General features: G+C 58.7%; 20 protein-coding genes and 1 pseudogene. 11 read left to right on the forward strand and 10 right to left on the reverse strand.

Annotated elements, in window-relative coordinates; genetic code table 11:
• Window positions 1-19: 19 nt before the first annotated feature.
• From preA to hydA, 3 genes are all read right to left on the reverse strand, one after another.
• On the reverse strand, window positions 20-1,294 hold the full coding sequence (gene preA / locus KW838_RS27120) for an NAD-dependent dihydropyrimidine dehydrogenase subunit PreA (RefSeq protein WP_116582825.1): 1,275 nt from the start codon (window positions 1,292-1,294) through the stop codon (window positions 20-22).
• Window positions 1,295-2,662 carry an NAD(P)-dependent oxidoreductase gene (locus KW838_RS27125; RefSeq protein WP_218504116.1) on the reverse strand — a complete coding sequence of 456 codons (1,368 nt, stop codon included), beginning with the start codon at window positions 2,660-2,662 and terminating at the stop codon, window positions 1,295-1,297.
• Between the two features lie 164 nt (window positions 2,663-2,826).
• On the reverse strand, window positions 2,827-4,266 hold the full coding sequence (gene hydA / locus KW838_RS27130) for a dihydropyrimidinase (protein ID WP_218504117.1): 1,440 nt from the start codon (window positions 4,264-4,266) through the stop codon (window positions 2,827-2,829).
• Between the two features lie 543 nt (window positions 4,267-4,809).
• Between hydA and KW838_RS27135 the strand changes: the two genes are divergently transcribed.
• From KW838_RS27135 to KW838_RS27165, 7 genes are all read left to right on the forward strand, one after another.
• Complete coding sequence (locus tag KW838_RS27135; RefSeq protein WP_102702461.1) at window positions 4,810-6,294, forward strand: NCS1 family nucleobase:cation symporter-1; 1,485 nt, start codon at window positions 4,810-4,812, stop codon at window positions 6,292-6,294.
• Between the two features lie 151 nt (window positions 6,295-6,445).
• Window positions 6,446-7,729: a Zn-dependent hydrolase gene (locus KW838_RS27140; RefSeq protein WP_218504118.1), complete on the forward strand. Its 1,284-nt coding sequence runs from the start codon at window positions 6,446-6,448 to the stop codon at window positions 7,727-7,729.
• Between the two features lie 179 nt (window positions 7,730-7,908).
• Entirely contained in the window at window positions 7,909-9,405 is a 1,497-nt protein-coding gene (locus tag KW838_RS27145; protein ID WP_218504119.1) for a helix-turn-helix transcriptional regulator, read from the forward strand.
• A 178-nt stretch (window positions 9,406-9,583) separates the two neighbouring features.
• Complete coding sequence (locus KW838_RS27150) at window positions 9,584-9,835, forward strand: DUF1652 domain-containing protein (protein ID WP_102702458.1); 252 nt, start codon at window positions 9,584-9,586, stop codon at window positions 9,833-9,835.
• Between the two features lie 412 nt (window positions 9,836-10,247).
• On the forward strand, window positions 10,248-10,409 hold the full coding sequence (locus tag KW838_RS27155) for a TRIC cation channel family protein (protein WP_371317894.1): 162 nt from the start codon (window positions 10,248-10,250) through the stop codon (window positions 10,407-10,409).
• Between the two features lie 139 nt (window positions 10,410-10,548).
• Window positions 10,549-11,562, forward strand: a complete 1,014-nt coding sequence (locus KW838_RS27160) for an Ig-like domain-containing protein (RefSeq protein ID WP_218504120.1) — start codon at window positions 10,549-10,551, stop codon at window positions 11,560-11,562.
• 248 nt (window positions 11,563-11,810) lie between these two features.
• Complete coding sequence (locus KW838_RS27165) at window positions 11,811-12,806, forward strand: hypothetical protein (protein ID WP_218504121.1); 996 nt, start codon at window positions 11,811-11,813, stop codon at window positions 12,804-12,806.
• Window positions 12,807-12,928: 122 nt separating this feature from the next.
• Here the strand turns inward: KW838_RS27165 and KW838_RS30020 are convergent.
• A pseudogene (locus KW838_RS30020) lies at window positions 12,929-13,188 on the reverse strand (SDR family NAD(P)-dependent oxidoreductase); the annotation flags it as partial.
• 145 nt (window positions 13,189-13,333) lie between these two features.
• On the opposite strand from KW838_RS30020, the gene KW838_RS27175 reads away from it, so the two are divergent.
• Complete coding sequence (locus KW838_RS27175; protein ID WP_218504122.1) at window positions 13,334-14,320, forward strand: hypothetical protein; 987 nt, start codon at window positions 13,334-13,336, stop codon at window positions 14,318-14,320.
• 241 nt (window positions 14,321-14,561) lie between these two features.
• Here KW838_RS27175 and KW838_RS27180 read toward each other — a convergent pair whose 3' ends face one another.
• The 5 genes from KW838_RS27180 to KW838_RS27200 form a co-directional block, all read right to left on the reverse strand.
• Entirely contained in the window at window positions 14,562-15,329 is a 768-nt protein-coding gene (locus tag KW838_RS27180; protein WP_007976320.1) for an SDR family oxidoreductase, read from the reverse strand.
• A 136-nt stretch (window positions 15,330-15,465) separates the two neighbouring features.
• Window positions 15,466-16,533, reverse strand: coding sequence for a phosphotransferase family protein (locus tag KW838_RS27185; RefSeq protein ID WP_102700560.1), 1,068 nt, complete (start codon window positions 16,531-16,533; stop codon window positions 15,466-15,468).
• Between the two features lie 144 nt (window positions 16,534-16,677).
• Window positions 16,678-17,643, reverse strand: a complete 966-nt coding sequence (locus KW838_RS27190) for a 2-hydroxyacid dehydrogenase (protein ID WP_218504123.1) — start codon at window positions 17,641-17,643, stop codon at window positions 16,678-16,680.
• 312 nt (window positions 17,644-17,955) lie between these two features.
• Complete coding sequence (locus KW838_RS27195; RefSeq protein ID WP_218504124.1) at window positions 17,956-18,543, reverse strand: TetR/AcrR family transcriptional regulator; 588 nt, start codon at window positions 18,541-18,543, stop codon at window positions 17,956-17,958.
• A 29-nt stretch (window positions 18,544-18,572) separates the two neighbouring features.
• On the reverse strand, window positions 18,573-18,956 hold the full coding sequence (locus KW838_RS27200) for a tautomerase family protein (RefSeq protein ID WP_102700563.1): 384 nt from the start codon (window positions 18,954-18,956) through the stop codon (window positions 18,573-18,575).
• Between the two features lie 363 nt (window positions 18,957-19,319).
• On the opposite strand from KW838_RS27200, the gene KW838_RS27205 reads away from it, so the two are divergent.
• Together KW838_RS27205 and KW838_RS27210 are read left to right on the forward strand one after the other, a co-directional pair.
• A complete protein-coding gene (locus KW838_RS27205) occupies window positions 19,320-20,600 on the forward strand; it encodes a serine/threonine transporter (RefSeq protein ID WP_102700564.1) in 1,281 nt (426 codons plus the stop codon).
• A 94-nt stretch (window positions 20,601-20,694) separates the two neighbouring features.
• On the forward strand, window positions 20,695-20,847 hold the full coding sequence (locus KW838_RS27210) for a hypothetical protein (RefSeq protein WP_173900820.1): 153 nt from the start codon (window positions 20,695-20,697) through the stop codon (window positions 20,845-20,847).
• 172 nt (window positions 20,848-21,019) lie between these two features.
• Here the strand turns inward: KW838_RS27210 and acnB are convergent, their stop codons facing one another.
• Complete coding sequence (acnB, locus tag KW838_RS27215) at window positions 21,020-23,620, reverse strand: bifunctional aconitate hydratase 2/2-methylisocitrate dehydratase (protein ID WP_218474586.1); 2,601 nt, start codon at window positions 23,618-23,620, stop codon at window positions 21,020-21,022.
• A 454-nt stretch (window positions 23,621-24,074) separates the two neighbouring features.
• Between acnB and KW838_RS27220 the strand changes: the two genes are divergently transcribed.
• Window positions 24,075-24,545, forward strand: a complete 471-nt coding sequence (locus tag KW838_RS27220) for a DUF1289 domain-containing protein (protein ID WP_218504125.1) — start codon at window positions 24,075-24,077, stop codon at window positions 24,543-24,545.
• The last annotated feature ends 22 nt before the right edge of the window (window positions 24,546-24,567 follow it).

Genomic DNA, 24,567 nt, shown 5'->3' on the forward strand with positions numbered 1-24,567 from the left:
AGCTCAGGCGCCGCTGGCCTCAAGGGCTGACGTGATACGGATTCCTCGGATCATGATTCCAGTCCAGGAACGGCTTGCCAGTCTCCACCGGCACCATCTCGATACAGTCCTGCACCGGGCAGGTGATCTGGCACAGGTTGCAGCCCACGCACTCCTCATCGATCACCTGGTACTTGTGCGTGCCATCCGCTTGCTTGAGGCTGGCCACGGCCTGGTGCGAGGTGTCCTCACAGGCAATGTGGCAGCGACCACAGCCGATGCACGCCTCCTGGTCGATTTTCGCGATCACCTGGTAGTTGATGTCCAGGTACTTCCAGTCCGTGGTGTTGCCCACCGCGCGCCCGGAAAATTCCGCGATGCTGGCGTAGCCCTGACTGTCCATCCAGCGTGACAATCCGTCCTTCATGTCTTCGACAATCCGGAAGCCATGCAGCATCGCCGCCGTGCACACCTGCACCGCGCCGCTGCCCAAGGCGATGAATTCCGCGGCGTCGCGCCAGTTGCCGATGCCGCCGATGCCGCTGATGGGCAGGCCTTGGGTTTGTGGGTCACGGGCGATTTCGGCGACCATGTTCAAGGCAATCGGCTTGACGGCCGAGCCACAGTAACCGCCGTGGGTGCTCTGGCTGCCGACCATGGGATTGGCCACCATGCGTTCGAGGTTGACGCTGGTGATCGAGTTGATGGTGTTGATCAGCGACACCGCATCGGCACCGCCACGGTGGGCCGCGCGGGCGGCGACGCGGATGTCGGTGATGTTCGGCGTGAGCTTGACGATCACCGGCAGCGAGCAATAGGTCTTGCACCAGCGGGTGACCTGTTCCACGTATTCCGGCACCTGGCCGACCGCGGCGCCCATGCCGCGTTCCGGCATGCCGTGGGGGCAACCGAAGTTCAGTTCGATGCCGTCGGCGCCAGTGGCTTCGACCAGTGGCAGGATGTGTTTCCAGGATTCCTCGACGCAGGGCACCATCAAGGACACGATCAGTGCGCGGTCCGGCCAGTCCTTTTTGACCTGGGTGATTTCCCGCAGGTTGATCTCCAGCGAGCGGTCGGTGATCAGCTCGATGTTGTTAAAACCAAGCACCTCCCTGTTTGCCCCGAAGTGCGCCGAGTAGCGCGACGACACGTTGACCGCCGCCGGATCTTCCCCCAGGGTTTTCCAGACCACGCCGCCCCAGCCGGCCTCGAAGGCGCGGACCACGTTATAGGCTTTGTCGGTGGGTGGCGCGGAGGCCAGCCAGAACGGATTGGGTGCCTTGATGCCGGCGAAGACAATCGACAGATCGGCCATTTACGCAGCCTCCACGTTGAGCATCAGTTGAGTGTTGATCGCCTCGGCGGCGCGCTTGCCATGCTGCACCGCTTGCACGGTGAGGTCTTGATCGAGGCTGGTGCAGTCGCCGCCGGCATACACGCCGGGGATGCTGGTGCGCAGCTGTTCGTCGACTGCGATGCGCTCACCCTGTCGCTTGAGTTCGCGGGCCAGCGGATCGGTGAGGGCGTCGCTGTCGAAGGCCTGGCCGATGGCCTTGAAGATCGCGTCGGCGGCCAGTTCGAAGGTTTCACCGGTGGTTTGCAGGCGCCCTTCGACCAGATGGGTGCGGGCGAAACGCATGCCGCGCACCCGGCCGTGGTCATCGAGCAGCACTTCTTCAGGTTGCGCCCAGGTCATCAGCCGCACCTGGTTGGCCTTGGCAATCTCCTGTTCGTGATGGGTGGCGCCCATGTCTTCGACGCCGCGTCGGTACACCAGGTTCACGTCACGGGCGCCGAGACGGGCCATTTGCACGGCCATGTCGATGGCAGTGTTGCCCGCGCCGAGGACGATGCAATGCTCGGCCAGGGGCAATTGGCTCAGGTCATCGGCCTGGCGCAGTTCGCGGATGTAGTCGGTGGCGGCGAGCAGACCGGGCGCGTCTTCGTGGGCCAGGCCCAGTTGTTTGCTGGCGTTGAGCCCGAGGCCGAGGAACACCGCATCAAACTGTTGATGCAGTTCGCTGAGGGTCAGGTTGTCCCCGAGTTTTTGCCCGTGGCGGATTTCGATTCCGCCGATTTCCAGCAGGAACTCAAGCTCCCGTTGCGCGTAGTCGTCCACCAGTTTGTATTTGGCGATCCCGTACTCGTTGAGGCCGCCAGCCTTTTCCCGCGCCTCGAAGATCACCACGTCATGCCCGTGCATGGCGCTGCGGTGGGCGCAGGACAACCCGGCTGGACCTGCGCCCACCACGGCGATGCGTTTGCCGGTGGCGGCAGCACGCGGGAAGGGGTGCGTGCTGAAATGGGCGTTGTCCACGGCGTAGCGCTGCAACAGGCCGATCATGACCGGCGCGCATTCGTGGGCGTTGTTGCGCACGCAGGCTTGCTGGCAAAGGATTTCCGTCGGGCACACCCGGGCGCAACTGCCGCCGAGGATGTTGGCCGAAAGGATCTTCTGCGCGGCGCCTTGCACGTTGTCCTGCTGGATATTGCGGATGAACGAGGGAATGTCGATTTCGCTCGGGCAGGCATTCACGCAGGGCGCGTCGTAGCAATACAGGCAGCGCGAGGCTTCCAGGTGCGCCTGGCGCTCGTTGAGCGGTGGCGCCAGATCGGTGAAATGGCCGGCGAGGGCGGCCGCATTCTCGACGGGATGCGGGAGGTGGTCCAGGGTCTTGATCACGGTGTTGGCCTCACGGTTAATTGAGGTGCTGCCTCTGAATGGGCATTGTTTTTTGTGTTGTCTGTGCGGGCCTCATCGCGAGCAAGCTCGCTCCCACAGGGATTTGTGAACACTGAAGATCCACTGTGGGAGCGAGCTTGCTCGCGATAGGCCGCAGGCCGCTCTCAGCGCTTCACCGCAACCGGCTGATTCAACTCGGCTCGCTTGCTCAGCAAGTCAAACACCGCCGGATACGCCGGCCGTTGGACGTAGCGCCCGGCCCCACGCTCGGCCCGTAAATCCCCATCGGCCCAAACCACGCGGCCCTGGCTGATGGTGTGGCTGGGCACGCCGCGCACGGTCTTGCCTTCGAAGATGTTGAAGTCCACCTGCTGATGGTGGGTCTTGGCGGAAATGGTCCGCGTGCCTTGCGGGTCCCACAGCACCAGGTCGGCATCGGCCCCCACGCGAATCGCGCCTTTGCGTGGGTAGAGGTTGAAGATCTTCGCCGTGTTGGTGGACGTCAGCGCGACGAATTGCTGCATCGAAAAGCGTCCGCTGTTCACCCCTTCATCCCACAACACCGCCATGCGGTCTTCGATGCCAGCGGTACCGTTGGGGATCTTGCTGAAGTCGTCGCGGCCGGCGGCTTTTTGCTCGGCGCAGAAGCAGCAGTGGTCGGTGGCGGTGGTGTGCAGGTTGCCCGATTGCAGGCCATGCCAGAGCGCCTCTTGATGACCGCGGGGGCGGAACGGCGGGCTCATCACGTAACCGGCGGCGGTTTGCCAGTCCGGGTGGCGGTAGACACTGTCGTCCAGCAGCAGGTGCCCAGCCAGTACTTCGCCGTACACCGGCTGGCCCTTGCCGCGGGCGTAGGTGATTTCGTCGAGGGCTTCCTTGGTCGAGACGTGCACCAGGTACAGCGGCGTACCCAGGGTTTCGGCGATGCGGATCGCCCGGCTCGCGGCCTCGCCTTCTACCTGAGACGGCCGCGACAGCGGATGCGCTTCCGGCCCGGTGATGCCCTGGGCCATCAGCTTGCGTTGCAGGTGATAGACCAGTTCGCCGTTTTCCGCATGCACGGTCGGTACCGCACCCAGTTCCAGGCAGCGTTCGAAGCTCGCCACCAGGGTGTCATCGGCGGCCATGATCGCGTTCTTGTAGGCCATGAAGTGCTTGAAACTGTTGACGCCATGCTGGCTGACCAGTTCGGCCATTTCCTCGCGGACCTGGTCGCTCCACCAGGTGATGGCGACGTGAAAGCCGTAGTCCGACGCCGACTTTTCGGCCCAACCGCGCCACTGATGGAAGGCTTCAAGCAAGGATTGCTGCGGGTTGGGAATCACGAAGTCGATGATCGAGGTGGTGCCGCCGGCCAGTCCCGCCGCCGTGCCACTGTAGAAGTCTTCGCTGGCCACCGTGCCCATGAAGGGCAGTTGCATGTGGGTGTGCGGGTCGATGCCGCCGGGCATCAGGTATTGGCCGCTGCCGTCGAGCACTTCGGCGCCTGCGGGGATATCGAGGTTTTCGCCGATGGCCTTGATCACGCCGTCTGCGCAATACACATCGGCGCGATAACTTTCATCATGGGTAATAACGGTGGCGCCACGGATCAACAGAGACATTCCGAGTTCCTCGCAGGCAATGACCGGCTTGTGCCGGTTCTAGATGTTTTATATGACGCAAGCGTCAACAGGTGTATTCCTGTCAGCACTGTCAGGATTAAACGCTAGCTGCAGTTATTCGAATCGGCAAGAATATTTTTTATAAGCTTATGCAGTTATTAACTGATTGATATTTAACGATTAAATACAAGAATCACCAAAATGGTGAGTGACCTCACCATTTTGACGCACTTGACAGGATCGAAAAATAGTCAAGATTTCTTATGTGAAATCAGCTGTTTGAGTATGGTCTATGGTTGATGCGCAGCCATTGAAAAAAAGATCAACGCACCAGTTTGAGTCCTGACTGTCCGGACAACTTGCCTGGCATTCGGCCTGAGTGGCCTGACAACTAGTCGAGTCAGCGAATAAAACCGATAAACATCAGTGGGTTGCAATGTGTTTATGGAACTGCCCGATGCGTAATCGGGGCACCCGGCACGTTTATTGATGCCGCCAGCCCCCGATGAGCAAAAAAATAATTCAAAGAACAGTGGAGCGGCCATGCAACAGATCAGATCGCAAGTGACCGAGCGCGACGGCTTGTTTGAGCTGGAAGCCGGCAGCGATGTCCTCGACAGTCCCCGTTACAACCACGACATTGCACCGACCAAGGTGCGCGAACGCACCTGGAACAAATGGCACATCACCGCGTTATGGGTGGGCATGGCGATCTGCGTGCCGACCTACACCCTCGGTGGCGTGCTGACCGCGTACTTCGGCCTGACCGTCGGTGAAGCGCTGCTGGCGATTCTGTTTGCCAACATCATCGTGCTGATTCCCCTGACCCTGAACGCCTTTCCCGGCACCAAGTACGGCATTCCCTTTCCGGTGTTGCTGCGCTCGTCCTTCGGCGTACTCGGTTCCAACATTCCGTGCCTGATCCGCGCCCTGGTGGCGTGTGGCTGGTTCGGTATCCAGACCATGTTCGGCGGGTTGGCGATTCACCTGTTCCTCGGCTCGGTGTTCGAGGGCTGGAAATCCCTGGGTGGTACCGGCGAGGTCATCGGCTTCATGGTGTTCTGGGCGCTGAACCTGTGGGTGGTGATACGCGGCGCCGAGTCGATCAAATGGCTGGAAACCCTGTCTGCACCGCTGCTGGTACTGGTGGGTGTAGGGCTGCTGGTCTGGGCCATGCCGAACGTGTCGATGACCGAGTTGCTGGCGATTCCGGCCAAGCGTCCCGAAGGCGCCGGGGTGGCCAGTTATTTCGCCGCCGGGCTGACCGCGATGGTCGGCTTCTGGGCCACGCTGTCACTGAACATTCCGGACTTCAGCCGCTACGCGAAAAGCCAGAAGGATCAGATTGTCGGGCAGATCATCGGCCTGCCGCTGACCATGTTCCTGTTTGCTTCCCTGGGTGTGGTGATGACCGCGGCCTCGGTGAAGCTGGTGGGCGTGACGGTTTCCGATCCGGTGACTCTGATCGGCCATATCCAGAGCCCGGTGTGGGTCGCACTGGCCATGGCGCTGATCATCATCGCCACGCTGTCGACCAATACCGCAGCCAATATCGTGTCGCCGACCAACGACTTCCAGAACATCGCCCCCAAGGTGATCAACCGCACCAACGCCGTGCTGCTGACCGGCTTCGTCGGCTTGGCGTTGATGGCCCATGAGCTGCTGAAAAAGCTCGGCCTGATCGTTTCCGACCTCAGCCTGGAAACCGTTTATTCCAACTGGTTGCTCGGCTATTCCAGCCTGCTCGGGCCGATCGCCGGGATCATGGTGGTGGACTATTTCCTGATCAAGAAACAGCAACTGGACCTTGCCGGCCTGTACCGCGATGACGTGTATCCGGCGTGGAACTGGAGCGGTTTCATGGCCTTCGGCGTGCCGGTGGTGTTGACGCTGGCGTCCCTGGGCAGCGATGCCTTCAGCTGGTTCTACAGCTACGGCTGGTTCACCGGTTCGATCCTGGGCGGGGTGATTTATTACGGGTTGAGTGTGATGTGGCCTAGCCCATCTGTTGCGAAATCTGCGGTGTGAGCACTGGCCCCATCGCGAGCAAGCTCGCTGCCACAGGGGATCTGTAAACACTGGAGATCCAATGTGGGAGCGAGCTTGCTCGCGATGAGGGCTTTGAGTCCACCGAAGAAACACCTGAAGGAATCCATAAGAACAGCCAGAGGAGATCATCATGAACGCGGCCGTCGACGTTCTGCAGTCCAGCCATCAACACATCAACCGCGACCGCCTGTGGCAGTCGCTCATGGAACTGGCCAAACTCGGCGCCACGGTCAAGGGGGGCGTGTGTCGCCTGGCCCTGACCGATCTCGATCGCCAGGCCCGGGACATCTTCGTCAAATGGTGTGTCGATGCCGGCTGCACCGTCAGCATCGACGCCGTCGGCAACATCTTCGCCCGTCGCCCCGGGCGCAATCCCGACCTGCCACCGGTGATGACCGGCAGCCACATCGACACCCAGCCCACCGGCGGCAAGTTCGATGGCTGCTTCGGTGTGTTGGCGGGCGTCGAGGTGCTGCGTACCCTCAATGACCTGAACATCGAAACCGAAGCACCGCTGGAGGTGGTGGTCTGGACCAACGAAGAAGGCTCGCGCTTTGCCCCGTGCATGATGGGCTCAGGCGTGTTCGCGGAAAAATTCACCCTCGAGGAAACCCTGGCCAAGGTCGATGCCGATGGCGTGACCGTGGGTGAGGCGTTGAATGCCATTGGCTACGCCGGCCCGCGTAAAGTCAGCGGTCACAAAGTCGGTGCCTATTTCGAAGCCCACATCGAGCAAGGCCCGATCCTGGAGGACGAACGCAAGACCATTGGCGTGGTCATGGGCGCTCTCGGGCAGAAATGGTTCGACCTGAAACTGCGTGGCGTCGAAGCCCACGCCGGCCCGACCCCGATGCACCTGCGCAAGGACGCCCTGGTCGGCGCCGCGGTGATCGTCGGTGCGCTCAACCGCGCCGCCCTCAGCCATCAACCCCATGCCTGTGGCACCGTCGGTTGTCTGCAAGCCTATCCCGGCTCGCGCAACGTCATTCCCGGCGAAGTGCGCATGACCCTGGACTTCCGCCACCTGGAACCGGCGCGGCTGGATTCGATGATCGCTGAAGTGCGCGAAGTCATCGAAACCACCTGCGACGAACACGGCCTGACCTACGACCTCACCCCGACCGCGGACTTCCCGCCGCTGTACTTCGACAAGGGCTGCGTCGAAGCCGTGCGCGGTGCCGCCCAGGGCCTGGGCCTGTCGCACATGGACATTGTCAGCGGAGCAGGGCACGACGCGATCTTCCTCGCCGAACTCGGTCCGGCCGGGATGATCTTTGTGCCGTGCGAAGGCGGTATCAGCCACAACGAAATCGAAAACGCCGCGCCGGATGACCTGGCGGCGGGGTGTGCGGTGTTGTTGCGGGCGATGCTGGCGGCTTCGGCGGCGGTGGCCAGCGGTGAATTGGCGGCTTGAGGATTAAAAGATCGCAGCCTGCGGCAGCTCCTACAGGGGAATGCGTTCTCATGTAGGAGCTGCCGCAGGCTGCGATCTTTGCTTTTATGTCACAAAGCCTGCTCCCACAAGGTTTCTTTGCACTATTGCAATCCCGGGCGGTCGTATTCTCACAGGGTCGCCATTCTTGTGGAGATGCAATGAGCCAGGACGTCCTGAGCACGGAAACCAATCGCCGCCAGTTGCAGCAGATCATCGCCGGCCTGTCCGACGGGGTGATTCTGCTCGATCCCGACCAGAGCATCCTGTGGGCCAACGAGGCGGCGCTGGCCATGCACGGTGTTGCGCAAGTCAGCGACCTGGGTGCCAACGCCAAGACCTATGCCAAACGCTTCGCCTTGCGCTATCGCAACAAGCATGGGGTGCCGGTCGACAGCTACCCGATCAGCCGGGTCGCACGCGGCGAGACGTTCAGCGATGTGCTGGTGGAAGTGACGCCGGCGGCGGACGAAGCGCGTACCTGGGTCCATCGCGTGCGCAGCCTGGTATTGGCTGACAGCCGTGGCGACCCGGAATCTCTGGTGTTGATCATGGACGATGTCACCGAGTGGGCCAGTGCCGAGCAACGCTTCGAGAAAACCTTCGCCGCCAACCCGGCGCCGGCGGTGATCTGCCGCCTCAGTGACTTGCGCTACATCAAGGTCAATCCCGGCTTCCTCGAAATGACCGGCTATGCCCGTGACCAGGTGATCGGCACTTCGACCTATGAGCTGGACGTGCTGGACCAGGCCGAGCACAAGGAACTGGCCAGGCAGCGTCTGTGCGAGGGGGCGACCATTCCCCAGATGCAGGCCGAGTTGCGCCTGGCCGACGGTGCCAGCAAGCAAGTGATCGTGGCCGGCCAGCCGCTGGAGCTCAACGACGAAGCCTGCATGCTGTTTTCCTTTGTCGACATGGAGCCCCGGCACAAGGCTGAAATCGCCCTGCGCCAAAGCGAAGAACGTTTCGCCAAGGCCTTTCGCCTTTCGCCGGTGCCGATACTGGTATGCGGCGCGGCGGACCAGATAGTGCTGGATGTCAACGAAGCGTTCCTGGATACCCTGGGTTATCCCGCTGAAGAAGTGCGTGGGATCGGCATAACGCAGATCGACTTCTTCGAAGATCGGCACGCACGCATCCAGCTGTTCGCCGCCCTGGAGAAAGCCGGTAGCCTGGACCGCATCGATGTGCGTGTGCGTAGAAAAGACGCCGGGCTGATTGATTGCACGGTGTCGGCGGACACCGTGAATATTCAGGACACACCCTGTTATCTGCTGGTGTTGATGGACATCACCGAGCGCAAGCGCACCGAGCTGGAGCTGGTGGCGGCCATCGAGGAAGTGATGAAGGACGCCTCCTGGTTCAGCCGCACGCTGATCGAAAAACTGGCCAACGTAAAAAGCGTAAATTCACCGAAGTTGCCCAGTGTGTCCTTCACCGAGCTGACTGCCCGTGAGCGCGATGTGCTGGGCCTGATTTGCGAAGGCCTGGCCGACAAGGAAATCGCCGCGCGCCTGAAGCTGGCGCCGAACACTGTGCGCAACCATGTGGCGGCGGTGTATTCCAAGCTCGCTATACACAGTCGCAGCGAGGCGATTGTCTGGGCGCGGGAGCGGGGACTGTTCTCCAGCGAGTGGCGGCCCAAGGGGCAGCGTTAAGGTGCAATTGCACTAAGGCGCAGGGTGCAAATTCATGTGTCGACCCGCTGTGGTGGCTCTTAGGCTGGAGATGCAGCAGGCGACTTGAAGTCACCTGCGCGCCCCCTGCGTAAACCGCCAACAGGAGTAGCCCCATGAGCGCCTTACACCCTGCATCAAGCCGCCAGGGCCCGTCTCAATGATGACGCTGGCACAGTTGAGGATGCTGATCGAACGCAGTTTTTCTCCCTTGGCCTGTGAATGCAGTATCACCGGCGACCACTGGCTGACCGTGAAGCTCTATCACCCGGTGTCGGGTCAGGTGGACCTGGTGGTCAGTGGCCTGAACATGAGTACGCTGCAAACAGCAGAGTCGGTCGCCTCGCTGATCGAAGAATTGCGCTATGAACTGCAGTGCAATTCCCTGCAACGCCCTGACCCGGTGATGTAAGAACTGCCAGCTTTTACTGGCATTGGCCACCGGCTGGGCTATAAATGATTCGCAGATATTTAATTTTGTGACAGGTGTATGGATTTTGCGCGCCGGTTTTGTTGTCACAAAAATGTGTCGATCACTTATCGCGGGTCAACCTATGAAAACTCTTGGGAAACGCGTTATCTCACCTTTGTCGCTGGCATTGTGCGTAGCGATTCTCGGCGGCTGCTCCAGCCCGCCACCCCCTCCAACGGTCACGCCACCTCCTCCTGTACGCACCTGCCAGGCCATGGATAAAACCGACGTACTGGGCGATGTCCGGGCTGAAAACGGCGAGGTGACCCGAGTCACCACCACGACTCGCTGCGTTACGCAATAAACCCGGCGCTGTCTTCGTTGAAGCCCCCGTGTCGAGCGCACCGTACTGATCGCCGACCTTGCCGGTACGGCGGAATTCGCCATTGAAGGCGCGATCAGCGCGATGCGCAGCAACCTCGACCTGCTCGGGGTGATGGTGATTGCCTTCATCGTCGCCTTGGGCGACGGGGGTGGTCCGGCACTTGTTGACCGGCGTCCTCAAAAAACTTGAATGATTTGTAAATCATCAGCGGTTTTTTATCGCAATTTGTTCTAGTTGATCTGTCATTTATGACAGTTCCCGGTGTGTCGGTTTTTCCTGATAGTTAAAGGACTGTCTTTAGGTCCATCGCTGAAAAGGAAACGTCGTCATGACCGCCAAACTGAAAGCTGCAACCGTTGCACGAAGCTCGTGGGAACAAGCCGCGTTGTTGATCAACGGCAAGAAGGTGGAAAGGGGGGACAAAGTCGTTTTGCTTCGTGGGCAGGATAACGTTGTGACGGTGGAGGCCTCTCTCGAGATCGCCAGGGAACTGAACCTGGAGTTCGTGAACGGAGGCGATTTGAACATCGTTGCATTGCCGAAAGTTGGCGATTGGGTGTTTCCCGACCCCGACTCAGGCACGTTCAAATGGACGATTAAGCCGGAGGATGGCAAGAGCGGCCCTGTCACCCTGGTGTTTTACAGTCGGGAAATGGATGTGGGGTGGGGACATCAAAGTGTGGTGATTTCGAGTAATCTCGCCGATGAAGTCACAGTTTATTTCGACGGTATTGAAATACCTTCAGGCGGTGTGAATCTTGTCGGCGGCAAAACAAAAAAAGTCGCTTTGACTTGCAAGAATGGAAATCTATTGGATGGTATTCCCCTGGCTCTCGATTGGGCTCCTGGGCGAGGGCTTGAACATGAGGATCTTGTTAGTGAGCCACCTCTTCGAGAGTTTTCCAGGGGGCACGAGTGGACTATCACCGGTGCTGAGAAGGAGGGAACATTCAGGCTGAAATTTTTCGATGAAGGAGAACAGACGGCGCTGCTTACGCCGACTAACCGATTGGTGCCTGCTTTCAGGCTAAGGTACCTGGCGTTGATTGGGGGCGAGTATGTAGAGCTACCTCAACCGCCGGTTGAGGTGGGCGTAGTCACAGGTATCTACTTCATGGTTGTTCGGGTAAGAAGGCCTGATAATTCTCCGGTAGAGGGTGCCCTTGTGACATTCAATGTCCAGGGCGACGCCCAAAAAACCGGCACTACCGGTTCTAATGGGATCGCGACTTCGGCATTTTCTTTTTCGACAGTGGGCAAACGAGAATGTTCTGCGGTAATGACAAGCGATGGCCGAGAGTATGTGGCAAAGTTGCTTTTGGATGTTCTGCCACAGAGTTAAAAGCGGATCAAACAATAATCGTCTCACTTGATAAGTTAAAAAAAGTGAATTTTTATCACCGGAATGAAGAAAGGCAGTCAATCGACTGCCTTTCTTCATTTCGTACATGACGTTGAAACGCAAATTTAGAGTTTTTATCGCGTTTTACTAAAAACAAGCTCTCATTTATGACAGTTTTCCACTTGTCGATTTTTCCTGATAGTTAACGGACTGTTTTTTATGTCCAACGCTGAAAAGGAAATGTCGTCATGACCGACGAACTAAAAGCCGTAGCCGTTGCATCAAGCCCCTGGGAACAAGCCACCTTGTTGATCAACGGCAAGAAAGTGGAAGGGGGGGCAGAACCCGTTTTGCTCCGTGGGCGGGGGAACGTTGTGACGGTGGAGGCTCCACCCGCGATCGCCAGAGAGCTCAATCTGGCGCTACCTGTGGATGGAGGTTTGAACATCGTTGCATCACCGGATTTTAATAAATGGGTGTCTCCCGTCAATGGCAAATTCACTTGGACGATTACACCGGACGCTGGCAAGAGCGGTCGAATTACCCTGGTGTTTTTCAGTAGGGAAGTGACGGAGTTATGGGGGCATCGAAGTCTGGTGATTTCGAGCAGCTTGGCTGATGAAGTTGATGTCAAGGTTGATGATAAAGACGTTTCACATGCTGATACCGCTTTTCTTAGAACGAATCGTCGCAATATAAAGTTGCTGGCAAAACCAAATAGTCCGGTAGCTGGGCTTGCATTCATTATGCGGTATGAGATTTTAGATAAACTATTGCCTGGTGCGGTCGAAAGTGTTCCGGCTATTGGTGATGAAACATTTAATCTTGAGTGGGATGTTGGTTGTGTTGCTGCTGGAAGTGGCTTTCTCAGGTTGGAGTTTTACTGTCAGAAACTTGATAGTTCAATTTATCTTGAGTGTAAGCAAGTTGATGTCCGCTATAGTGTTGCTGGCAAGGAAATTGAAATAATTGATGGTGTTGGACAGGTAGAAATTCAGTCTTGGGGTTATAATGTTTTTTTAATTCATGCATCTCCAGAAATGTTCGGAGATACTGTTGAGGTCGAAGGGGGTGGGATGTTAATAGTTGAGCCGAAGCTTCCTTTTAAGTACATTGTTGATCCCGGTACAGTGGTGAAAAGAATGAATGTGGCAAAGAATATGCATTCCGGAACCTATGGGGTTATGTTTAAGCTATCAAATGTTGGCGACTATATTGATGTCGTCAATATTAGTGTCAAATAGATGTGAGCTTGTTTTGTGTGAGAAAGGCAGCTATCGCTGCCTTTTTTCATCAAACTATCGAATCAGGACAGAAACCCACCATCCACATTCAACGAAACCCCAGTCGTATAGCTGGAAGCATCGCTGGCGACGTTGATGATGCTGCCACCACCGTTTTCGCGCATCAGCTTGCCGGCTTCGACCGACATGAAGAAATAGCCACGAATGTTCACGTCGACAGTTTCTGGAAGGCACTGAGGTCGGTGTCCAGGACGTTGCAGAACTGTGGGTTGGTCGCGGCGTTGTTGACCAGAATGCCGAGGCGGCCGAACTGTTCCTTGATCCCGGCGAAGACCTGGCTGATCTGTTCCATTTCGCCGATGTGGCAGGCGATAGCTTCACCGATGCCACGACTGGCGCCGGATTTTGACTATTTATCGCGTTTTGTTCTAAATAGCCTATCATTTATAGCGGTTTTCAACTTGTCGATTTTTCCTGATAGTTCACGGACTGTTTTTTATGTCCAACGCTGAAAAGGAAATGTCGTCATGACCGACGAACTAAAAGCCGCAACCGTTGCATCAAGCCCCTGGAAACAAGCCACGTTGTCGATCAACGGCAATAAAGTGGAAGGGGGTGCAGAACCCGTTTTGCTCCGTGGGCGGGGGAACGTTGTGACAGTGGAGGCCCCACCCGCGATCGCCAGAGAGCTCAATCTGGCGCTGCCTGTGGATGGAGGTTTGAACATCGTTGCATCACCGGATTTTAATAAATGGGTGTCTCCCGTCAATGGCAAATTCACTTGGACGATTACGCCGGACGCTGGCAAGAGCGGTCGAATTACCCTGGTGTTTTTCAGTAGGGAAGTGACGGAGTTATGGGCGCATCGAAGTCTGGTGATTTCGAGCGATCTGGCGGAGGAAGTAACGGTTTTGCTGGGCGGTTTTCCGTTTCCGTCTTCCGGTGCGGATTTCATCGAAGGGCAAACCAAAACAGTTTCTCTAGCCTACAAAAGCGGAAATCTGCTAGCTGGTACTCCCTTGGCATTTGACTGGCTGCCTGATGCTGGTCTTGTAGAGGGTGACCTTGCCTGCCGACCACCTCTTCGTGAGTTTTCCGCACAGCACGTATGGGAACTTACAGGTACAGGGATTGTGTCGGGTACATTTAAACTGAAACTGTTCAACGAAGGACAATCGACTTCGTTACTTACACCGACGAACCGATTATTGGTTCGTGACAAGACTATTAGAGTCATTCAGGACAATGGAGATCCCTTGCCGCTTCCCCCGCAAGTGATTTTGATCCCCGCTAATACAGATGTTCCTTTTGCAATGGAGGTTAAGCACTCAAATGGTTTGCCGGCGGAAAATGTGAGGTTGACGTTTCCTGCGGGTCACAATGTTTGGACAGACTCCAGAGGGAGAGCTGACTTTAGAGTCAGAGTGCAGCAAGGAGAAATTAATGTAGTGGTACGTGGGCAGATAACAGGCAGTGATATACAGGCAGAAGCGTGGTTCAATGCTTTGCAGTAAAATCAAATGAAGCGATGTTCAATGGTGCTTATTAAAGCGTGATGATATTCAGGGTGTTTGTGCTGCGCAGATCATGATAGGGCGCCAAATGACGCTTTAGGGAAAACTTGCCAGGTGATGGCCTAACGGCTGGTGAATGGGGTTTGGATTCTTTTGATTTTCAAGGCGCAAAACGATCAGCGATGATAGTTGAATCAAAAAAGGCAGCCAAACGGCTGCCTTTTTTCATCCGGACACCGAATCAGGACAGGAAACCACCATCCACATTCAACGAAACCCCTGTCGTATAGCTTGAAGCATCGCTGGCGAGGTAAAGCACCGCCCCCGCCATTTCACTCGGATCCGCCACGCGCTTGAGCGGAATTTGCTGCAGCGCCGTGTTCAAGATCGCCTCATTCTTCACCAGCGCCGAAGCAAACTTGGTGTCGGTCAGGCCCGGCAGCAGGGCATTGCAACGAATCCCGAACTGCGCGCATTCCTTGGCGAACACCTTGGTCATGTTGATCACCGCCGCCTTGGTCACCGAGTAGATGCCCTGGAAGATCCCCGGCGAAACGCCGTTGATCGAGGCGACGTTGATGATGCTGCCACCACCGTTTTCGCGCATCAGCTTGCCGGCTTCGACCGACATGAAGAAGTAGCCGCGGATGTTCACGTCGACGGTTTTCTGGAAGGCGCTGAGGTCGGTGTCCAGGACGTTGCAGAACTGCGGGTTGGTCGCGGCGTTGTTGACCAGGATGTCGAGGCGGCCGAACTGTTCCTTGATGCCGGCGAAGACCTGGCTGATCTGTTCCATTTCGCCGATGTGGCAGGCAATGGCGGTGGCCTTGCCGCCGGCGGCGATGATGGCGTCGGCGACGTGTTGGCAGCCTTCAAGCTTGCGGCTGGAGACGATCACGTGGGCGCCTTGCTGGGCCAGCAGTTTGGCGATGGCTTCACCGATGCCACGGCTGGCGCCGGAGACGAAAGCGATCTTGCCGTCGAGGTCGAACAACTGAGTCTTGGACATGGGATTCCCTTATAGAATGTCTTGTTATCGAGTCAAATGCCGGGTGCGGCCAATGCTGTTCAGTTGAAGCCGGTCAGTGCGCGTTTTCGTTCACGATCATCGCGAGCAGGCTCGCTCCCACAGGGATCGCGTACGGTCACAGGCTGGATTTCTGGATGACCTGCAGGCTCATCTGCTCCAGCAGCTTGTTCATGTGAATGAACTGCGCGAAGCGTTTGTCCTGGGTCTGGCCGTGGTAGAAGCGGTAGTAGATCTGCTGCACGATGCCGGCCAGGCGGAACAGGCCGTAGGTGTAGTAGAAATCGAAATTGTCGATCTGGATGCCCGAGCGTTGGGCGTAGTAATCGACGAACTCGCGGCGGGTCAACATGCCCGGCGCGTGGCTTGGCTGGCGGCGCATCATCTGCACCGGTGCCGGATCATCGGCCTCGATCCAGTAGGCGAGGGTGTTGCCCAAGTCCATCAGCGGATCGCCCAAGGTGGTCAGCTCCCAGTCGAGCACGCCGATGATCTGCATCGGGTTGGCCGGGTCGAGGATGACATTGTCGAAGCGGTAGTCGTTGTGCACGATGCTGGAGGTCGGATGGTCGGCTGGCATCTTGTCGTTGAGCCAGGCTTTCACCGTTTGCCATTGTGGCGCATCGGGGGTCAGGGCCTTCTCGTAGCGATCGCTCCAGCCTTTGATCTGCCGCGCCACGTAGCCTTGCGGCTTGCCGAGGTCACCCAGGCCGTAGGCGTTGTAGTCGACCTGGTGCAGTTCGACGAACTTGTCGATGAAGCTCTTGCACAGGGCCTCGGTTTTCGCCGAGTCCAGCCCCAGCTCCGGCGGCAGGTCGGAACGCAGGATGATGCCGTTGACCCGTTCCATCACGTAGAACTCGGCACCGATCACCGATTCGTCGGTGCAGTGCACGTAGGCTTTCGGGCAGTACGGAAATCCGTCGCGCAGTTGATTGAGGATGCGAAATTCACGGCCCATGTCGTGAGCCGACTTGGCCTTGTGGCCGAAGGGCGGGCGACGCAGGACGAATTCCTGCTCGGGGTATTCCAGCAAGTAAGTGAGGTTCGACGCGCCGCCCGGGAACTGGCTGATTTTCGGCAAACCGCTGAGCCCCGGAATATGGGCCTTGAGGTATGGATCAATCAGGCTGGCATCGAGCTCTTCGCCGGTGCGGATACGGGTGGACTGGTCAGTAAGCGCCATGCTTATCCCTTCTGCTTATTCTGGAGGCCTGAAACTATTGGCTAATCTAATGCGCATACCCCGCACCCACAACCGCGATCGGCTCTTATAGGTGAGCGTGTTGCCGGCCAATCATTGTTTTTGATACAGCTGTTTGAATTGCCCTCAATGAACCACCCGGCTCATGGTCGGCGGCAATTCGATCGGCGTCAGCACCGGTTGGCTGGAGAAAAACGCCACGAGGTTCTTGCCCACCAGTTCGACGGTGCCCTGGGTGGCTTCCGGGGACAGCCCGGCGACATGGGGCGTGAGGATCACGTTGCTCAGGGTCTTTAGCGCATCCGGCACCTTCGGTTCGGCGTCGAACACATCCAGCGCGGCGCCGGCGATCCGGCGTTGCTCCAGGGCGGTGATCAGGTCGGCGGTGGCAATCACGCTGGCCCGGGCGATGTTGACGATAAAACCCTTGGGGCCCAAGGCGTCGAGGACCTGGCGATTGATCAGGTGCTTGGTGCCCAGGCCGCCGGGCGTGGCGACGATCAGGAAGTCCGAGGCGCGCGCCAGTTCGGTCGGGGTCGAGCAGAACGTGTAGGGCACATCGCTGCGACGTTGCCGATTGTGGTAGCAGATGCTCATGTCGAAGCCGGCACCGGCACGTTTGGCGATGGCCATGCCGACCGCGCCGAGGCCGAGGATGCCCAGGCGTTTGCCGGCTAGGGAAGGGCGCATAATCTTCGGCCACTCGCCGCGCCGAACGGCGGCATCACAGCGGGGCACGTCGCGTACCAGCGACAGCAGCAGCGCCATGGCATGGTCGGCGACGGACGAGGCGTTGACCCCGGCACCATTGGTGACGGTGATGCCCCGGTCGGCGGCGGCCTGCAGGTCGACGTGTTCATAGCCGGCGCCGATCACACAGATGATCTTAAGTTTGGGCAGCGCGGCGATTTCATCGGCATACAGCCCCAATGGTCCGCGGGTCAGGACGGCGTCGATCTGCCCGGCGTGGCGGGCGATGGCTTCGGCACGCTCGGCGGGCGTCGGGGCCAGTATCAGGTGGAAGCCCTGATGTTCGAGAATAGGCAGGTAATCATTGATGGTTTCAACCAGTACCAGAACGGTTACAGGCATGCTTGGCTCCCTGTGGGCATCGGAAAATCGGCTCGAACGTCGCTTGAGATTGCTGATTTCAGGATAGCTTGGCAACCGCCGGCGATGGTCGTTAACGATAACGCGTGTGAACTGGATGAACGCGGCGCTCTTGAGTCCATCGCCAGCAGGCTGGCTCCTACAGTTTTAGCGTGGGCGCGGTCCCCTGTAGGAGCTGGCTTGCCAGCGATGGTCGTCAACGATAACGCGTATGAGCTGGATGAACGCGGCGCACTGGAGTCCATCGCCAGCAGGCTGGCTCCTACAGTTTCCCGGGATTGCGTGAAGAACCTTTTATTTCGACGCCGAGAGTGCTGCTCGGGCAGCCTCGAGAATTTCATCCGACAGTGGATCGCCGCGGGTCGCCCGGGACAACATCAACGCGCCGAACATCAGCGAATACTGCACCAGCGCCTGCTGCCGTTTGTCGGCCTCGTCTTCGGTGTCGAGCAGCGAGCCCAGGGAGTCGAGCAGGTTGTTCAGGCCCTGCAGATAGGTTTGGCGCAAACCGCTCTCGGCGGCCTCGTGGCACATGTCCCCGGCAAAGGCCACCACCGGACAGCTGTCACCCGGATTGTCCCGGCTTTCGCTGGACAGGTACGTTCCGACCACGGCGCGGCGGGCGGTGTCCTTGCTCTCCTGATCGGCCACCCGCGCTTGCCAGCGTTGCGCGGCCTGCTCGAAGGCCCGGCCACTGGCCTCTTGCGCCAGGGCTTCGCGGGATTCGAAGTGCCCGTAGAAGCCGCCGTGGGTCAGGCCCGCGGCGGCCATCACATCGACCACGCTGATCCCGTGCAAACCGCGTTCGCGGAACAGCCGCGTGGCGGCATCGACGATGGTCTCGCGGTTGAGGTCGGCTTGTTTACGGGAAACGCGGGGCATGGGTCACTCTCAGGTCTTGAGGTTGAACATCAGAGGGCGTATTGGGCAATTCCGTTGCCGAACGACCAATTCTCTTTTTTGACTTCCACCAGATTGATGAAAACGTCCTCCAGGCGTACGGCCAACTCTGTGTGAAGACTTTCGGCGATGGTTTTGTAGAGGCGTTTTTTCTGCTCGAGGGTTCGCCCCTCGCTCATGGTGATCTGGATCACCACCAACTGGTCCGTGCGGTCGATACCCAGGTAACCGGGATCAAAGATGAAATGCTGCTCATCGTGTTCGGCGAGTATCTGGAAATTATCGTTCTCCGGCACGCCGATGGTGCTGTGCATCGCGGCGTAGATCAGTTGGCCGATGCGTTTGGCGTGGGTGGGGTCCTGATGTTTTTTGATGTCGACGCGAACCAGTGGCATGGGAAGACTCCAGGAGGAATGCAGGTTGTTTAAAAATACATGATGGTAGACCTTTATCAAGTGTGGATGATGAAATGCCGATGGAGATCCCGAAAACATACAGAAAACCTGTGGGAGCGGGCTTGCTCGCGAAGACGGCGGCACATTCAGCATTGATGTGTCTGACACACCGCCTTCGCGAGCAAGCCCGCTCCCACAGGGGATTTTTCGTCAATCTGGTACCACCGTTCCTCACCTAAGTCTTTGCTTCTGTTCACTAATCCTCCAGAATCGCGCCCCTGTTCCAGTCAGGGCGCTGCCTGTCGGGTATTCCGACGCGTTCTGACCGGGTGGCAAGTGACCGGAATGTGGAGATCCCACCGGATGAATGATCAGGCCAATAGCGTCAACAAACGCTATGTAGCAGCAACACCCGCAACGCTTTCGAGCTGGAATCGCCAGGACACCACGTGGATGCTGGGCCTGTTTGGCACGGCGATTGGTGCGGGCACCCTGTTTTTGCCGATCAATGCGGGCCTCGGCGGTTTCTGGCCGCTGCTGATCCTGGCGTTGCTGGCGTTCCCGATGACGTTCTACGCGCACCGCGGGCTGACCCGTTTTGTGTTGTCCGGTCGCGAAGGCGCCGACATCACTGAAGTGGTGGAAGAACATTTCGGCATCAAGGCCGGTGCGCTGATCACCTTGCTGTACTTTTTCGCCATTTTCCCGATCCTGCTGATCTACAGCGTGGCCCTGACCAACACCGTGGGCAGTTTCCTCGAGCATCAACTGCACATCACGCCGCCGCCGCGCGCGGTGCTGTCGCTGGTGCTGATCCTCGGCCTGCTGGCGGTGGTGCGTTGCGGCGAGCAACTGATCGTCAAGGCCATGAGCCTGATGGTCTATCCGTTCATCGTCGCCTTGCTGTTCCTGGCGGTGTACCTGGTTCCGCACTGGAACGGCGGCATCCTGACCACCGCCAGCAGCGTGCCGGCACCGTCGGCGCTGTTGCACACCCTGTGGCTGGCGATTCCGGTGATGGTGTTCTCGTTCAACCATTCGCCGATCATCTCGGCGTTCGCCGTGGACCAGAAGCGTCGCTACGGCGATCACGCCGAGGAGCGCAGCTCGCAGATCCTGTCCCGGGCGCACCTGTTGATGGTGGCGATGGTGCTGTTCTTCGTCTTCAGTTGCGTGCTGACCCTGTCGCCAGCGCAACTGGCTGAAGCCAAGGCGCAGAACCTGTCGATCCTGTCGTACCTGGCCAACCACTTCAGCAACCCGACCATCGCCTTCGCGGCACCGTTGATTGCCTTCGTGGCCATCTCCAAGTCGTTCCTGGGGCACTACATCGGCGCCAGCGAAGGTCTCAAGGGGCTGATCGTCAAGAGCGGCAAGCGTCCGTCCGCCAAGGCCCTGGACCGCATGACTGCCGCGTTCATGCTGGTGGTGTGCTGGATCGTCGCCACGCTGAACCCGAGCATCCTCGGGATGATCGAAACCCTCGGTGGCCCGGTGATCGCGGCGATACTGTTCCTGATGCCGATGTACGCCATTCGTAAGGTGCCGGCGATGGCACGCTATCGCGGTCAGGCGTCCAACGTCTTCGTGACGGCGGTGGGGCTGGTGGCGATCTCGGCGTTGATCTATTCGTTGAGCGCGTGATCCACCGGCCTGCTCGCGCAGTGCCGGGTTGACAGCTACAGTGGCCGCTGCACGTGATACGTGCAGAGGTTTTTTTTCGCCTGGAGGCACTGGATTGTCGAGCGAACCGAAGGCTGATCCCACCGAGCAACCCAACCGTTGGCAGGACCTGTTGGCGGTGTTGCCGCAGGTGGAGATTAGCGGGGTGGTGCTGAGTGGGTTGAGTGTGGATGGTGCGGTGCAGCAAGCCTTGAAGGCTGGCGCATAACCTGTGGGAGCGAGCTTGCTCGCGATGGCGGTCTGTCTGTTACATCCATGTCGACTGACCCGCCGCTATCGCGAGCAAGCTCGCTCCCACAGGGGGAGGGGGGCTGAGGCAGAAGGCATAAAAAAACGCCGCTCATCTCACGATGGGCGGCGTTTTTCATTGCGTTGCAACGTTAGGCTTGAACGACCGGGATGTTGGCGTTCGCAGCAGCTTCACGGAACTCGGCGATCTGGTCGAAGGACAGGTAGCGGTAGACATCGGCCGCCATGCTGTCGATCTTGCCAGCGTATTCCATGTACTCCTCGACGGTCGGCAGGCGACCCAGGATGGAGGCCACGGACGCCAGCTCAGCCGAAGCCAGGTAGACGTTCGCGCCGTCACCCAGACGGTTCGGGAAGTTACGGGTCGAAGTCGACACAACGGTCGAGTTCGGCTCTACACGTGCCTGGTTACCCATGCACAGCGAGCAGCCCGGCATTTCCATGCGCGCGCCGGCCTTGCCGTAGATGCCGTAGTAGCCTTCTTCGGTCAGCTGGTGAGCGTCCATCTTGGTCGGCGGCGACAGCCACAGACGGGTTGGCAGCTGACCCTTGACCTGTTCCAGCAACTTGCCGGCAGCGCGGAAGTGACCGATGTTGGTCATGCACGAACCGATGAACACTTCGTCGATCTTCTCGCCAGCAACGCTGGAGAGCAGGCGAGCGTCGTCCGGGTCGTTTGGAGCGCACAGTACAGGCTCCTTGATGTCGGCCAGGTCGATCTCGATGATTTCGGCGTACTCGGCGTCCTTGTCCGCTTCCATCAGCTCAGGGTTGGCCAGCCAGGCTTCCATCGCCTGGGCACGACGCTCCAGGGTACGGGCATCGCCGTAGCCTTCGCCGATCATCCAGCGCAGCAGGGTGATGTTGGACTGCAGGTATTCAGCGATCGACTCTTTGGACAGCTGGATGGTGCAACCGGCAGCCGAACGTTCAGCCGAGGCGTCGGACAGTTCGAACGCTTGCTCGACGGTCAGCTTAGGCAGGCCTTCGATCTCCAGGATGCGACCGGAGAAGGCGTTCTTCTTGCCTTTCTTCTCTACGGTCAGCAGGCCAGCCTGGATCGCGTAGTAAGGAATGGCGTGAACCAGGTCACGCAGGGTGACGCCTGGCTGCAGTTCGCCCTTGAAGCGAACCAGGACCGACTCAGGCATGTCCAGCGGCATGACGCCAGTGGCTGCGGCGAACGCGACCAGACCGGAACCGGCCGGGAACGAGATGCCGATCGGGAAACGGGTGTGGGAGTCACCACCGGTACCGACGGTATCTGGCAGCAGCATGCGGTTCAGCCACGAGTGGATGATGCCGTCGCCCGGACGCAGGGAAACGCCGCCGCGGGTCATGATGAAGTCAGGCAGGGTGTGGTGGGTGGTCACGTCGATCGGCTTTGGATAAGCCGCGGTGTGGCAGAAGGACTGCATCACCAGGTCGGTCGAGAAGCCCAGGCACGCCAGGTCTTTCAGTTCGTCACGGGTCATTGGACCGGTGGTGTCCTGGGAACCCACGGTGGTCATCTTCGGTTCGCAGTAGGTGCCCGGACGCACGCCGGTCACGCCGCAAGCCTTGCCGACCATTTTCTGCGCCAGGGTGAAACCCTTGGTGCTTTCAGCCGGTGCTTCAGGCTTCTTGAACAGGGTCGAAGGTGGCAGGCCCAGCTCGGCGCGAGCCTTCTCGGTCAGGCCACGGCCGATGATCAGCGGAATACGGCCGCCAGCACGAACTTCGTCCAACAGGACCGGGGTCTTCATTTCGAAGGTGGTCAGGACTTCGTCGGTGCCGTGTTTGCAGACTTTGCCAGCATGCGGGTACAGGTCGATCACGTCGCCCATGTTCATGTTGGAAACGTCGAATTCGATTGGCAGTGCGCCAGCATCTTCCATGGTGTTGTAGAAGATCGGAGCGATCTTGTTGCCGAAGCAGAAACCGCCGGCACGCTTGTTCGGCACGTAAGGAACGTCGTCGCCGAAGAACCACAGTACGGAGTTGGTCGCCGATTTACGCGAAGAACCGGTACCGACCACGTCGCCGACGTAGGCGATCGGGAAGCCGGCGTTGCGCATTTCTTCGATCTGCTTCATCGGACCGGTGACGCCTTGTGCGTCCGGCACGATGCCGTCGCGCGCCATTTTCAGCATGGCCAGGGCGTGCAGCGGGATGTCCGGGCGGGACCAGGCATCCGGAGCAGGGGACAGGTCGTCGGTGTTGGTTTCGCCGGAGACCTTGAACACGCGCAGGCTGATCTTGTCGGCCAGGGTAGGGCGCTTGACGAACCACTCGCCGTCAGCCCAGGACTGCAGTACGCCTTTGGCGTGAACGTTGCCGTTCTTGGCTTTTTCCGCGACGTCGTGGAAGGCATCGAACATCAGCAGGGTGTGCTTGAGTTCTTCTGCGGCTACTGGCGCCAGTTCGGCGTCGTCCAGCAGGTTCACCAGGGTCACGATGTTGTAGCCGCCCTGCATGGTGCCGAGCAGTTCAACAGCGCGCTTCTTGTCGATCAGGGGGGAGTTGGCTTCGCCTTTGGCGATGGCGGACAGGAAGCCGGCCTTGACATAGGCTGCTTCGTCCACTCCAGGCGGAACGCGATTGGTGATCAGGTCAACGAGGAATGCTTCTTCGCCAGCCGGGGGATTTTTCAGCAGCTCGACCAGGCCTGCAGTTTGTTCGGCGTTTAGCGGCTGGGGAACGATACCCAGTGCTGCGCGCTCTTCGATATGTTTGCGGTAGGCTTCAAGCACAGTTATTACCCTCATCAGTGGTCCCAAATGGGTGTCCGGGACGCTCATCCCGAAATTGCCGTACTCATGCGCTGCATGGCGTTGTGAGCCACTTAGCCAGAATTACCGACAATTCCTTACAGAAGCTGCTTTCAAAGTTTTACGCCTGCAGAACGGGAGCTGATGAGGGTTGGCGTTGGGCTTTTCCCCGCTGGAAAAACCCCTCGCCAACACCGCTCTGAAGGAACGACTGTGCTCGTGACGCTTTGAAAACAGCTTCTAACGGACATTGGCGCCTAAAAAGGCAGGCTGATTCTACGGCAAAAAAAAATTTAAGGTAAGTCAGGTTTTATTGGACTTTGGTGGCGGGCGGTAAACGCCGATTTAGCCATGGCCCTGAACTTTGAGGGGTGATCAATGGTGGACAAAGGTCTAACATGCCGGCCTGTTCTGCTTTTTCGCGTTTTGCCTACCTATGCCCAATCAGACCATCAAGACGCCGTGCGTCGGCCTTTGCTCCACTGTTTACGGTGACCTGGTGTGCCGTGGCTGCAAGCGTTTCCACCACGAAGTGATCCACTGGAACGGTTACAACGAGGAGGAAAAGCGCGCTGTATGGCTGCGTCTTGAGCAATTGCTGTCGCAAGTGATGGCCGCCAAGGTGGAGATTTTCGATCCGGCGCAGCTGCGGATGCAGCTGGAGCAACGCAAGATCCGTTTCGTGCCCCATCAGTCGGAATATTGCTGGGCCTACCAGTTGATCGCCCGGGGGGCGCGGGTGATCAACAACCTGGAAGCCTACGGGATGGTGTTGCTGCCGGAATTTCGCGACTGGAACCTGCCGGAATTGCGCGATGCCATTGATCGGGAATTTTTCCTGCTCTCCGAGGCGCATTACCAGCGCTACATCGCGCCGGGGTTCTTGAAAGACGCCTTTGGCGGCTGAAAAGATCGCAGCCTGCGGCAGC

This window comes from Pseudomonas sp. PDM27, assembly GCF_019219205.1.
Lineage (GTDB): Bacteria > Pseudomonadota > Gammaproteobacteria > Pseudomonadales > Pseudomonadaceae > Aquipseudomonas > Aquipseudomonas laurylsulfatiphila.